This is a genomic window from Kribbella qitaiheensis, from assembly GCF_014217565.1.
GTDB lineage: Bacteria > Actinomycetota > Actinomycetes > Propionibacteriales > Kribbellaceae > Kribbella > Kribbella qitaiheensis_A.
Genome location: NZ_CP043661.1, coordinates 4,124,192 through 4,137,485, shown reverse-complemented (window position 1 = coordinate 4,137,485; position 13,294 = coordinate 4,124,192). Strand labels below are relative to the sequence as shown.

10 protein-coding genes and 1 pseudogene are annotated in these 13,294 nt (G+C 67.3%); 9 read left to right on the top strand and 2 right to left on the bottom strand.

Annotated elements, in window-relative coordinates; translation table 11 throughout:
* Nucleotides 1-48: 48 nt before the first annotated feature.
* The 5 genes from F1D05_RS19380 (at nt 49) to F1D05_RS19360 (ending at nt 5,244) form a co-directional block, all read left to right on the top strand.
* A complete protein-coding gene (locus F1D05_RS19380) occupies nt 49-1,653 on the top strand; it encodes a phage tail tip lysozyme (protein ID WP_185441616.1) in 1,605 nt (534 codons plus the stop codon).
* A 3-nt stretch (nt 1,654-1,656) separates the two neighbouring features.
* On the top strand, nt 1,657-2,259 hold the full coding sequence (locus F1D05_RS19375) for a PEGA domain-containing protein (RefSeq protein WP_185441615.1): 603 nt from the start codon (nt 1,657-1,659) through the stop codon (nt 2,257-2,259).
* A 132-nt stretch (nt 2,260-2,391) separates the two neighbouring features.
* Nucleotides 2,392-3,282: a dimethylarginine dimethylaminohydrolase family protein gene (locus F1D05_RS19370; protein ID WP_185441614.1), complete on the top strand. Its 891-nt coding sequence runs from the start codon at nt 2,392-2,394 to the stop codon at nt 3,280-3,282.
* A 127-nt stretch (nt 3,283-3,409) separates the two neighbouring features.
* The gene (gene hisC, locus F1D05_RS19365) at nt 3,410-4,525 is read left to right on the top strand and encodes a histidinol-phosphate transaminase (RefSeq protein WP_185441613.1); all 1,116 of its coding nucleotides are present in this window, start codon (nt 3,410-3,412) and stop codon (nt 4,523-4,525) included.
* Entirely contained in the window at nt 4,522-5,244 is a 723-nt protein-coding gene (locus F1D05_RS19360) for an SDR family NAD(P)-dependent oxidoreductase (RefSeq protein WP_185441612.1), read from the top strand. Before hisC ends, F1D05_RS19360 begins: the two co-directional genes overlap by 4 nt.
* A gap of 171 nt (nt 5,245-5,415) precedes the next feature.
* Here F1D05_RS19360 and F1D05_RS19355 read toward each other — a convergent pair whose 3' ends face one another.
* Both F1D05_RS19355 and F1D05_RS19350 read right to left on the bottom strand, forming a co-directional pair.
* Nucleotides 5,416-6,006: a hypothetical protein gene (locus F1D05_RS19355; protein WP_185441611.1), complete on the bottom strand. Its 591-nt coding sequence runs from the start codon at nt 6,004-6,006 to the stop codon at nt 5,416-5,418.
* A 491-nt stretch (nt 6,007-6,497) separates the two neighbouring features.
* Nucleotides 6,498-7,439, bottom strand: a complete 942-nt coding sequence (locus tag F1D05_RS19350) for an EamA family transporter (protein WP_185441610.1) — start codon at nt 7,437-7,439, stop codon at nt 6,498-6,500.
* A gap of 542 nt (nt 7,440-7,981) precedes the next feature.
* Here F1D05_RS19350 and pdhA point away from each other — a divergent pair.
* The 4 genes and pseudogenes from pdhA (at nt 7,982) to F1D05_RS19330 (ending at nt 13,286) form a co-directional block, all read left to right on the top strand.
* Nucleotides 7,982-9,145 (top strand): pyruvate dehydrogenase (acetyl-transferring) E1 component subunit alpha, encoded by a 1,164-nt coding sequence (pdhA, locus tag F1D05_RS19345; RefSeq protein ID WP_185441609.1) that lies wholly within the window; start codon nt 7,982-7,984, stop codon nt 9,143-9,145.
* A gap of 1 nt (nt 9,146) precedes the next feature.
* Nucleotides 9,147-10,125 (top strand): annotated as a pseudogene (locus tag F1D05_RS19340) (alpha-ketoacid dehydrogenase subunit beta).
* On the top strand, nt 10,125-11,495 hold the full coding sequence (locus F1D05_RS19335) for a dihydrolipoamide acetyltransferase family protein (protein WP_185441608.1): 1,371 nt from the start codon (nt 10,125-10,127) through the stop codon (nt 11,493-11,495). Before F1D05_RS19340 ends, F1D05_RS19335 begins: the two are co-directional and overlap by 1 nt.
* Before the next feature lie 261 nt (nt 11,496-11,756).
* Nucleotides 11,757-13,286, top strand: coding sequence for a hypothetical protein (locus F1D05_RS19330; protein WP_185441607.1), 1,530 nt, complete (start codon nt 11,757-11,759; stop codon nt 13,284-13,286).
* The last annotated feature ends 8 nt before the right edge of the window (nt 13,287-13,294 follow it).

Sequence of the window (13,294 nt, the reverse complement as noted above, 5' to 3'; positions counted from 1 at the left end):
GCCCCTGTCCCGGCAACGGGCCAGTCACTGATCGCACGAGGAGAGGCCATGGAAGGCAAGGCGTTACCGGCGCTCGGCGTCATCGGCCTTGTCCTGGTGCTCCCACTGCTGATCGTGCTGGCCATGCTCGGCGGCGCGATGGGCGCGCTCGGTTCCGACTCGTGCGGCGACGCGGGCTCGGAGACCCAGGGTGCCGCATTCGGCTGGCCGACGTCTTCGCACGATCAGGCGGCGGACTGGAGTGACCAACACAAAGGCGTCGACTACAACGTCGCCAAGGACAGCCCGGTGCTGGCTGCCGAGGACGGCGAGGTCACTGCGGTCGACGGCGACTGGATCACGATCCAGCACGACAAGCGCATCGAGACCCGGTACAAGTTCTTCAGCTCCAAGGCCGTCAAGAAGGGCCAGAAGGTCAAGCGGGGCGACGAGATCGGCAAGTCCGGCTCGGGCACCGAGGACGAGCCGGGCGTGAGCGGTGAGCACCTGCACTTCGAGCTGTGGGCGTCCCCGGACGGCAAGGGCGCGCTCCAGTCGGTCGACCCCCAGGAGCAGGTCGGCGACAACGCCGCGCCGGCGTCCACGGGTGGCTGCAGCTGCGGCGGCCCGCTGAGCGGCTCGAACAACCAGCAGAAGGCCTTCAACTACTTCGTCTCCAACGGCTACTCCAAGGAGCAGGCGGCCGGCATCGTCGGCAACATGATCGACGAGTCGTCGGTCGAGCCGATGCGGATGCAGAACACCCTGCCGGGCACGAAGACCCCGGCGGCCGACGTCGACAAGCCCGGTACCGCGAACGACTACGGCGGCGGTTGGGGCATCGTCCAGTGGACGCCGCCCAGCAAGATGATCACGCCGTCCAGGTCGTCGGGCGCCAAGGACGAGCAGATCGAGACCCTCGAGTTCCAGCTCGAGTTCCTGAAGGTCCAGCTGACCGGCAAGGGCCCGGCCGCCGAAGGCCAGGCCGGGACCATGCTGCGGGCCACGAAGAGCGTCGAGGACGCCGCGGTCGCCTTCGCCCGGTACTACGAGCGCTTCGGCGGCAACGAGGACCCGAACCATCCGCGCTATGCCAAGAGCAAGGCGTCGGCCAAGGAGGTCCTGGCCAACTTCGGCAATGCCGCCGGCGGTGGTGGCGCGAGTGGCGGCTGCGCCGGCGCGGGGAACGGGAGCATCGTCGAGACCGCGTTCGGCCTGGCCTGGCGGGACCGCGGTCACGGGCAGGAGGAGGCGGACGCCACCGAGGCGTACCAGAAGGCGATGCCGCAGTTCAACGGGTCCACCGGTACCTGGCCGTTCAGTGACTGTGGCGTCTATGTCGCTACGGTGATGGTGATGAGTGGCGTCGACAAGACCTATGTCAAACGGGGGACCGGCGGGCAGCGCGACTACGTCCAGGGCTCGAGCAAGTACCAGGTGTTCGAGAACCTCAACAACGTCAGTCAGTTGCAACCGGGCGACATCTTCGTCAACGACGGCCATACCTACATCTATGTCGGGACCTTCAAGGGCACCGACGGCATGACCTGGAACGCATTGTCGGCATCCTTGGGGTCGAGCGCCGGCAACGGCCGGGTGCCACAACCGTCCATCGTCCAATTCGTCGACGGACACGGCCAGTACACAGTGGCCCGGATCAAGAAACAGGGGTAGTCGATGGACGAGAGCAGGCGGTTGTGGGTGCTGAGCGGCACGGTCGTGGTGATCGTGCTGGTCGTGCTCGGCGGCTACCTGGCCTTCCGGGGCAGCCCCGAACACAACGTGTCGGTCCAGTCGATCCCGAACGACCTGACGCTGACCCTGGACGGCAAGCCGGTCGCGGCCAACGGTGACCTCAAGGTCAAACAGGGCAAGCACACCCTGACCGGCGATCGGCGCGGATTCCAGAGTTTCACCCAGACCCTCGATGTCCGCGGGGACACCGAGGTGAAGGTGTTCCTGTTCTCGAACGGCGACGTCGGCCGGGCCTGGGAGAAGGATCACCCGGACCAGGTGCTGGAGACCGAGGCAGAGGAAGGCCGCCGGTACCAGGAGCGCACCGACCGGCTCACCCAGAACTACCCGATCCTGCAGGAACTGCCGTACGTCGGGCCGGGATTCACGGTCAACTACGGCGCCTCTAAGGCCGACCCGGGCAACCCGGAGAAGCTTGCCTTCTACATCAAGATCACCTTCTCCGACGGCAAGAAGGCCTCGATGGACTGGCTGGTCGGCCACGGCTACGACCCGTCGAAGCTGGAGCTCATCTACACGAAGTGACCCCGGTCTGACTCAGCGCGGCCCGGTGTGATCCGGCTCGTGTTGACTCGGCCCGGGCCGACCTGCACACTGACTGATTGTCGGACAATCAGAGAATCCGTCAATGACGGACCGAGTGTGCAGGGGTGGTTCATGGGACAACAGCTGGGGTGGGGTCGCCGGTATCTGATGGTCCGGCCGGACCACTTCCGGATCGACTACGTGATCAACCCGTACATGTCGACCCAGGATCAGCCCGACCCCGAGCTGGCGATGCGGCAGTGGAGTTCGCTGCGGCTCGCGATCATCGACGCCGGCGGTGAGGTCGAGGTGCTCGACCAGCGGCCGGACTCACCCGACATGGTCTACGCGATGAACCTCGGCCTGGCCACCGCGCCGACCGAGGAGGCGCCCGGCGGCCGGGCGATGCTCTCGCACATGCGGTTCGAGCCCCGCCGCAAGGAGTCGCTGACCGCGGCCGCCTGGTTCACCGGGCACGGGTTCGCGCTGGACCGGACCGGCGGCGAAGGTGTCGGCCCGCACTTCGAGTCCGGTGACGCCTTCTTCTTCGGCGACAGCCTGGTGGTCGGGTACGGGCCGCGCACCGAGGAGGACGCGCTCAAGCATCTCGCCACCGGCTGGAACATCCGGGTTCGCGGCCTGCGGATCACGCACGAGGGGATGTACCACCTCGACCTGCCGTTCTGCCCGATCGACAGCACTCATGCGCTGGTCTACCCGCCCGCGCTCGACGCGGCGAGCCAGGCCGAGCTGTTCGGCATCGTGCCGGACCCGATCGTGCTCACCGACGAGGAGGCGTTTGCGTTCAGCGGCAACTCCGTGGTCGTGAACGACACCGTGATCATGCCGGCCTGCTCGACGCGGCTGCACGACATCCTGACCGGCCTCGGCCTGCGGGTCGTCGTGCTGGACCTGTCGGAGTTCCACAAGGGCGGCGGTTCGGTGCGCTGCATGACCAACCCCCTCGATTTCGACCTTGCCGCCGCCAGCGTTGTCGGCGGCGAGGTCGTTCTCCCGAGCTGATCAGATTGTCCAGCTTCTGCCAGGTACTGCGGTCGATGGCTCACCGCAGTACCTGCAGAAGACGACAATTTGTAGGATCCAGAGCGATGGGGTTCTACACCGGCGGCGCAGCGATTAATCTGCGGGCATGACCGCCCAAGATGAGGTCCGAGTCCGGTTCCGTTCCTGCCTGGACGACGTCGCCGCGTACAAGCCGGGCAGACCGCCGGAGCGCACCGACGGCCGGCCGACGTACAAGTTGTCCAGCAACGAGAACCCGTACCCGCCGCTGCCAGGCGTGCTGGCCGCGGCGACCGAGGCTGCCGCGGACATGAACCGCTACCCGGACATGGGCGCGTTCGACCTGCTCGAAGCTCTGTCCGAGAAGCTCGGTGTGCCGGTGAGCGACCTGGCCCTCGGGACCGGATCGGTGGCGGTGCTCTATCACCTGCTGCAGGCGTCGGTCAGCGAAGGCGACGAGGTCGTCTATGCCTGGCGGTCCTTCGAGGCGTACCCGATCGCCGTTCAGTTGACCGGAGCCACCTCGGTCCAGGTCCCGCTGACCGCGGACGCGCGCCACGACTTCAAGGCGATGGAAGCCGCGCTGACCGAGCGGACTCGGGCGGTCCTGGTCTGTTCGCCGAACAACCCGACCGGGCCGGTGGTCCACCGCGACGAACTGCTCACCTTCCTCGACGCGGTGCCGGCGGATGTGATCGTCGTCCTCGACGAGGCGTACTACGAGTTCATCCGCGACCCCGAGGCCTTCGACGGCGTCGAGGTCTACCGGGACCGGCCGAACGTCGTCGTACTGCGGACCTTCTCCAAGGCGTACGGGCTGGCCGGGTTCCGGATCGGGTACGCGATCGCGCATCCGCCGATGGTCGCCGCGATCCGCAAGTGCGCTCTGCCGTTCGGGGTCAGCCAGATCGCGCAGGCGGCCGCGCTCGCCTCACTGCGGGCCGAGGACGAACTGCTGGAGCGCGTCGAGGCACTGGTGACCGAGCGGACCCGGGTGGTCCAGGAGTTGCGAGCGTCCGGCTGGGACGTGCCGGAGAGCCATGCGAACTTCGTCTGGATGCCGCTCGGCGATGAGACCGTGGCGTTCTCGGAGGCCGTCCAGGCCGAAGGGGTCTCGGTCCGGCCGTTCCCCGGCGAGGGCGCGCGGGTGACGATCGGCGAGCGGGCGGCGAACGACCTGTTCCTCGAGGTCGCGTGCGCCTGGCGGCAGTCCGAGGTCGCCGGTACGCCGACCGCCCGGTGACGTCGCTGGTCTGGATCTCCGGCGCCTCGGCCGGGATCGGAGCGGCGCTGGCCGCGACCGTACCGTTCCCCGACGCGCGCGTGGTCGACCTGTCGCGCAGCGGTGGGGCGGCCGAGCACTTCCGGGCGGACCTGTCCGATCCCGCGGACTGGGTCCGGGTCGAGGAGCACTTCGAGGCTGAGCTGGCCGGCTTCGCGGGAGAGCGGGTCGTGTTCGTGCACAACGCGGGCACGGTGGTCCCGATCGGTCCCGCGGACTCGGTCGATGCCGGGGCCTATGCCCGGGCCGTGCTGCTCAACTCCGCGGCGCCTCAGGTTCTCGGCGGGGCGTTCCTGCGTGCGACGGCCGGGCTGACCTGCGAGAAGCACTTGGTGATGCTGTCCTCGGGAGCCGCGACCACGGCGTACCCGGGGTGGTCGGCGTACAACGCAGGCAAGGCCGCGGTCGATCACTGGGTCCGGACGATCGGGGCTGAGCAACCGCCGTTGGGGTCGGTCGGGTGCCGGGTGATCGCGGTGGCTCCGGGAGTGGTGGACACCGCGATGCAGGGCGAGATCCGGGCGGTGGACGAGCTGGCGTTCCCGGCGGTCGAACGCTTCCGGGAGCTCAAGGACTCCGGCTCGCTGATCAGCCCGGAGCAGGCCGCCCAGGGTATCTGGTCACTCTTCGAGCGGGAGTTTCCCAACGGGTCCGTGCTGGATCTCCGCAAATTGCCCTAGACGCCGAAACGCCAGGCCCCGGCTGGGACGCCAAACGCTGCTAAAGGGTGAAGCGGCACCGGGAAGGAGTGAGGCTTACTTCCCGATGCCGCTTCGATGGTGCTACCGGTTCAATCGCCCCACCGAGGCGACTGGTCTCCGGTGTCCTGCATCACTGACCAGGGAGAGAGGTCAGTTGTTCGTGGAGTCCATCTCGCAGGTCTCCAGCGAGTCGACAGCGTTGCCGGCCTGGTTGAAGCCCAGCAGCCCAGTGAGGTCGGAGACCGGAACCTGGGCGCCCACCGCGTTGACCGGAACGTCGTTGTGGCAGACCTGGAACGGGCCGACCGCGTTGTCGCTGACGGAGATGAGGCCGTCGCTGCCGGCGCGGTACCACTTGCCCTTGCCGCCGTTGTTCTTCGACGTCATCTCACACGTCTTCACCGCGGTGGCCGAGTTGCCGAACTGGTTGAAGCCGACGATCGCGGTGATGTCCTTGATGGGCACCTGGCCGCCGACAGCGTTCACCGGGATGAAGTTGTGGCAGGCCTGGAACGGGCCGATTGCGTTGCCATCCAGCGCAACGAGACCGCCGTCGTGGTGCGCGGCGTACCACTGGGTGCCGCCGTGGCCGTAGCCCTTGCTGGCCGCGGAGGCCGCGTTGGCAAGGCCGGTGTTGGCCGTCGAGTTGTCCAGCACGTTCGCCGAGACGACGGTGGCCAGGCCCAGCGTGGCAACGGTCGCCACTGCCGCTGCAGCGGCGATCTTGCGTGTTACCTGCATTATGCGAGGTTTCCTTTCGGGTTTGACGGATTCGTCTTAGGGAGTAACGACACCTGATGGCGTCGGTTACAGATTTCTTCGGCAAGTTTTTCGTCGCCGTGTGATTCAGGCGGGGACATAACTGGCCGGTGATGAGATCGCTGACTCGGCAACAAGGTGCCTCTGACCAGGCGAATTGCCGGTCCTGGACGGGTCAGGCATTTCGTTGCCATGGGCCCGTAACTGATCGGGGACTTCGTCGTTGTCTGTGCGCGGGTGACGGATGACCCGGGTATGCGAAGGGGTAATTTCGGCGGTCTCGGTGGTCGCCGAACGGGTATTACCACGGCATGCCGGAATGTCGACGCGATATTGCCGGAGTTTCGCGCCTTGTTTTTTCGGGGCAAGGCGCAGGCCTGGCAACACGGACCCGCTGCCGCGCGCATCGGCAGCGGTGGGAGACCCGGGCACCCCATGGGGGCCCGGGTTCTTCCTTTTAAGCGGCGGCCCGGTTAGGAGCGGCGGCGTTCGGCAGTGACCACCAGGGCCACGCCGAGGACGACGACCAGGCCGCCGAGCATGATCTTCGTGGTGACGTGCTCGTCGAGGATCAGCCAGCCGAGGAACACGGCGACCACCGGGTTCACATAGGCGTAGGTGCCGATCAGCGAGATCGGGGCGTTCGCGAGCAGGTACGAATAGGCGCTGTACGCGAGCAGTGAACCGAAGACGACCAGATAGGCGAGCGCGAGCCAGCCCTTGGTCTCGACCGCGCCGAGGTGGAGCCGGCCGGGCTCTCCTCTTAGTACGCCGATCAGCACCATCGCCGTACCGCCGATCGCCATCTCGTAGAGCGTCGCGACCAGCGGGTCCTTCGGCAGTCCGAGCCGCGGGGAGAAGCGGGAGCCCACGGCCCAGCTGATCGTGCCGAGGACGAGGATGGCCACCGACCACGGCTTCGCGCTGGTGTCGCCACCGGACAGGGACAGCAGCGCGGCGCCGCCGAAGCCGATCAGCACGCCGAGCCAGGTCAGTGGGCGCGGACGTTCGCCGCTGCCGACGCGCAGCAGCATCAACCACAGCGGGACCGCGGCGACCAGCAGCGCGGCGAGGCCGGACGGCACGGTCTGCTCGGCGATCGCGACCGCGCCGTTACCGAAGGCAAGCAGCAGCAGACCGACCACGGCCGAACCGGCCAGCTCACGAGCAGTGACCCGCAGCCGGCTGACGCCGGACCTGAACGCCAGGAATGCCGCCAGCAGGACCGCGGCGACCAGGAAGCGTGACGACATCCCGAGCATCGGCGGGATGTGGGCGTCGACGACGATCCGGATCGCCAGGTAGGTCGAGCCCCAGACCACGTAGACCACCGCGAGTGCCGACCAGATCATCGCTGCCGACGCGCTCCGCGGCCCGGTCTCGGGCAGTACTACGGGAGCGGAAGCGGTGGCCATCGGCATCCTTTCGGCGGCAAGAGCCTGGTGTCATGGGTGTAATGCATCGACGATGCTGACACTAACGCGCGGGCCGAACCGGCCACAAGCAGATATCCGGCCACAGGACCGACCAGATCCGGCCAGCCGTACGGATCGGCCTGAGACCAGCGTCGAACTGGTATTGACCCGGGGCTTCGCGCTACCGGTACGAAGCTGTGACGCATCTCGCACGAATCACCGCGCTGGTGTTACACCGGGGTGATTCGAGCGTGCGGCCGGGCTTGGACAGGACCACCTGATGGACTGGTGTCTCAGGGCTGGACGGGTTTCGGTACCGGCGTACAAGTCCGCGTCCAGACAGTTAGCGGATCAGCAACCTGCTCGGTACGGTGTCCGGCAAGATAGGCAGTGATACCAGTGAGGAGGTTCACTGCCATGCGGTGTGCATCAGCCCTGGATCCACGTGGTCCTTCCCCTCGTAGCCTCACCCGGCTGGATGGGCCGGGACCCGTGCAACGTTGCGGTCGCGGCGATCCCGCGCTCGAACCCGAGGAGTGCATGTGAGTGAGTCGGTGCCGGGCCTTGCCCCGGAAGTGTTCGCGCCCGTCGAGGCGCCGGTCAGTCCGTCCCAGGCCTCCGAGGAGGTCGAGTTCGTCCAGTTGCTGACGCCCGAAGGTGAGCGCGTCGAGCACCCGGACTACTCGTTCGACCTCGACGACGAGGCGATCAAGGGGTTCTACCGGGACATGACCCTGGTCCGCCGGATCGACACCGAGGCGACTGCGCTGCAGCGTCAGGGTGAGCTCGGCATCTGGGCCTCCCTGCTCGGTCAGGAGGCCGCCCAGATCGGCTCCGCCCGCGCGCTGAACAAGAAGGACATGGTCTTCCCGACGTACCGCGAGCACGGCGTGGCCTGGTGCCAGGGCGTCGACCCGCTGAATCTGCTCGGCCTGTTCCGCGGCGTCGACCAGGGCGCCTGGGACCCGCGCGACAACAACTTCCACCTGTACACGATCGTGATCGGCGCTCAGACGCTGCACGCGACCGGTTACGCGATGGGCCAGCAGCGTGACCACGCGGTCGGCGACGCCGACAACGGCGAGGCGACGATCGCGTACTTCGGCGACGGCGCGAGCAGCCAGGGCGACGTGAACGAGGCCTTCATCTACGCCTCGGTCTTCAACGCGCCGGTGGTCTTCTTCTGCCAGAACAACCAGTGGGCCATCTCGGAGCCGATCGACCGGCAGACCCGGATCCCGCTGTACCAGCGCGCCGCCGGCTTCGGTTTCCCCGGCATCCGCGTCGACGGCAACGACGTCCTCGCGACGTACGCCGTCACCCAGCAGGCGCTGAAGCGGGCCCGCGAAGGCAGTGGCCCGACCTTCGTCGAGGCCTACACCTACCGGATGGGCGCCCACACGACGTCGGACGACCCGACGAAGTACCGGCTGTCCGAGGACCTGGAGTACTGGAAGCTCAAGGACCCGATCGAGCGGGTGAAGGCCTATCTGACCCGCTCGCTCGGCGTGGAGCACGAGTTCTTCGACGAGATCGAGGCCGAGGGCGACCAGATCGCGGCCCGGCTGCGCGAGGGATGCCTGTCGATGCCCGATCCGACGCTGACCGACTTCTTCCAGTACGCCTACGTCGAGCAGACCCCGCAACTGGTGGAGCAGCAGGCGCAGTTCGCCGCCTATGCCGCCTCTTTCGAAGGGGAGAACTGAGATGGCGAAGATCAGCCTCGGCAAGGGCATCAACATGGGCCTGCGGGCGGCCATGGACAAGGACCCGAAGGTCATCATGATGGGTGAGGACATCGGCAAGCTCGGCGGTGTCTTCCGGGTCACCGAGGGTCTGCAGAAGGACTTCGGCGAGGACCGGGTGATCGACACCCCGCTGGCCGAGTCCGGCATCATCGGCACCGCTGTCGGTCTGGCGCTGCGCGGCTACCGGCCGGTCTGCGAGATCCAGTTCGACGGGTTCGTCTTCCCGGCCTACGACCAGATCATCAACCAGGTCGCCAAGATGCACTACCGGTCGATGGGCAAGCTGAAGATGCCGATCGTGATCCGGATCCCGTTCGGCGGCGGCATCGGCGCGGTCGAGCACCACTCGGAGTCCCCGGAGACGCTGTTCGCGCACGTCGCCGGCCTCAAGGTGGTCGCCTGTGGCGATCCGGTCGACGCGTACTGGATGATCCAGCAGGCGATCGCCTCCGATGACCCGGTGGTGTTCTTCGAGCCCAAGCGGCGCTACCACGAGAAGGCGGAGCTGGACGAGACCGCCGGCCCGAGCAGTTCGCTGTACCAGGCGAAGGTGGTCCGCGAGGGCACCGACGCCACGCTGTTCTGTTACGGCCCGATGGTGAAGACCTGTCTGCAGGCGGCCGAGGCCCGCGGTCGAGGACGGCCGCAACCTGGAGGTCATCGACCTGCGCTCGATCGCGCCGCTGGACCTGGCGACGATCTTCGCGTCGGTCAAGAAGACCCGGCGCGCGGTCGTCGTGCACGAGGCGCCGCTGTCACTCGGTACCGGCTCGGAGCTCGCCGCCCGGGTGACCGAGGAGTGCTTCTACCACCTGGAAGCGCCCGTACTGCGGGTCGCCGGCTACGACACCCCCTACCCGCCGTCGCGGATGGAGGAGGAGTACCTGCCCGACCTGGACCGGGTGCTCGAAGGTGTCGACCGGGTGATGGAGTACTGATGGGGATCCAGCAGTTCCGCCTCCCGGATGTGGGAGAAGGCCTGGTCGAGGCCGAGATCGTCAGCTGGAAGGTCAAGGTCGGCGACACGGTCAAGCTGAACGACACGATCGTCGAGATCGAGACGGCCAAGTCGCTGGTCGAGCTCCCGGTCCCGTACGCCGGTGTCGTCACCGAGCTGCTCGTGCCGGAAGGCGAGACGGTCGACGTCGGTACGCCGATCATCTCCGTCCAGACGGCCGACGCGGCCGGTGCTCCGGTGCCGACCGGAACGGGTGCCGAGGACATGGTCCCGTCGCTCCCGGACGGCGAGGAGATCGAAGCCGGCAAGATCGGTGGCGCCGCTCCTGGCGGACGCACCGCGGTCCTGGTCGGCTACGGCCCGAAGACGACCGAGGCAAAGCGCCGGCCCCGCAAGGGTGGCGCTGCTCCTTTGGTGGTCGAAGAAGTAGTTGCTCCGGCACCCGAACCTGTAGTTGCCCAGAGCAATGAGACCTCAGGATCCGTGCAGGTGCTGGCGAAGCCGCCGGTGCGGAAGCTGGCCAAGGACCTGGGGATCGATCTTGGCGTGGTGACGGCGACCGGGCCGGGTGGAGTGATCACCCGGGCGGACGTCGAGAACCACAGCGCGCCGGCGGCCGTAGTACGGGCTGCTGCTCCTGTGGTCAGCGTTCAGGGCGACACCCGGATTCCGATCAAGGGTGTGCAGAAGGTGATGGCGCAGGCGATGGTGAGCAGCGCGTTCACCGCGCCGCATGTGACCGAGTGGATCACCGTCGACGTCAGCGCCACCATGGAGCTCGTCGATCGGCTCAAGCAGGACAAGGCGTTCCGGGACCTGCGGGTGTCGCCGCTGCTGATCCTCATGAAGGCGGTCACGCTGGCTGCTCGCCGGACGCCGATCATCAACGCGGCGTGGGACGAGGCTGCTCAGGAGATCGTGCTCAAGGGCTCGGTCAACCTCGGCATCGCCGCGGCCACTCCGCGCGGGCTGATCGTGCCGAACATCAAGGCTGCGGAGTCGCTCAGCCTGACCGACCTGTGTGCCGCGCTGAACAACCTGGTGGCGGTGGCTCGTGAAGGCAAGACCCAACCGGCCGACCAGGCCGGCGGTTCGTTCACGATCACCAACGTCGGGGTGTTCGGCGTCGATGCCGGTACGCCGATCATCAACCCTGGCGAGGCCGCGATCCTCGCCTTCGGTGCGGTCCGCAAGCAGCCGTGGGTGGTCAACGACGAGATCGTGCCGCGCTGGATCACCACTCTGGCGCTGTCCTTCGACCACCGCCTGATCGACGGCGAGAAGGGTTCCACCTTCCTCGCCGACGTCGCCGGCATCCTCGAGGACCCCGCCCGCGCACTGATGTTCTGACCTGTTCTCAACAGAAAGCCCCGAGCGATCGGGGCTTTCTGTTGTTTTCAAGGTGATTGATGTCTTGTCAGAGATTCACTATCCGTGCACCGCAGTCACCGGCGTCGTCGTACTGGACCTCCGCCTCGCCACAGCCGGCGACCCCAGCTTGCATACATGTTCGAGGTCGAGGCGTGGATGTGAGGTTTCCCCTTGTGGATAAGGGAAAAGCGGCTGTCCTTCGATTTGGCCGGGGTTAGCATCTGCCGTATAGTCGAACACATGTTCGCCATCGATCTTGCTGGGTGTGACACGGCCGAGACGCTGTCTTTGGCCGCTGCCGCGCACGAGCGGCAGCGCGAAAGCGAACTCGAGTTGATCCTCCTCGCTCAGCACTACGCCGAGCTCCATCCCGCACCGTCGCGGGTCCGCGATGACGGCCTGCCGGGTGGTGAACAGGCCCGGGTCTATGGCGGTGAGGGGTGCCCGGAGATCGCGGAGTTCGCCGTCGCCGAGTTCGGCGCGGTCATCGGCCGGTCGTCCGCGTCGGCGGCGCGTTTCATCGGACAGGCAGTCGCGTTGCCCTACCGCTTCCCGCTCACCTGGGAACGAGTCCAGTCCGGTGCCGCGACGGGCTGGAAAGCCCTCCAGGTTGTCCAGGACTGCGTGACGTTGTCGCTGGCGGTCGCGGCGATCGTGGACCGGCGGGTCGCCGACATCATCGACTCGGTGACCTTGATCCAGTTGAAGGCGATCATCAAGGCGGCGATGTGGGAAGCCGATGCCGGGGATGCGAAGGCGAAGGCCGAGGCGAGAGCGAAGGAGCGTGGTGTGTGGGTCGGGCGGACCGATGATCACGGCACGACCACCTTGTTCGTGAAGGGCGCGACCGGCGACATCATCGCGTTGAACGCGACGATCGCCCAGCTCGCCGACGCATTGGCCGCTGTCGGCGACACCGATCCGCTCGACCAGCGCCGCGCCAAGGCCGCCGGCCTCCTGTCCGACCCCGGCCTGGCCGCCGACCTCCTCGCAGCGGCCGCCCGCCACCTCTCCACCACCGCGGCCGGACCGGACCGTCTTCCGGTCGACGAAGACAACGAACTCGCCATCGTGCGGTCGATCCCTGATCCTGCCCGCCACCCAGCGACCCAGTCCGGCGACGGTCTCGCCGAGCCCGGCCCGGACGACGCCGACCGCGACACTCCACACCCGAACACACCGAACCACCCGCTCGACCACCACCCACAAAGGACCCTGACTGACCATGAGCGGTCCGCCACGCCTGCAACGCGCGGCGAGCCGTCTCGACCGGATCAGCCACCGCGCAGCAAGCCCGGCTCGGATGAGGTATCCGCGCCGGCGGATGTCCCTGTCTCCGCGGGGATGGACGCTGTCGCGCGTCTCGAACTGCGACGCAGGATCGAGGCCGTCCGAGGCGATCACCCCGACCGGCGGCGGATCTATCAGACCGTGGTCAACCTGCACATCACCGACGAAACCCTGCTGGCCGGTGCCGGGACAGCACGCGTCGAAGGCTACGGACCCGTCTACACCGGCAAGCTTGAAGAACTCCTCGGGCATCACCGGATCGTTCTTCGGCCGGTGATCGACCTCGGCACTGCCCTCAGCGTTCACGCCTACGAGATCCCCGGCCGGATCCGCGACCACAACAAGCTGCGCTACCCGGTCGAACAGTTCCCCTACGGCACCGGTGAAACCACTACCTCCACCGACCTCGACCACATTCGGCCCTACCGGCCAGGCGGCCCACCGGGCCAGACCAGCACCGGCAACCTTGTACCTCACTAAGTGGCGTT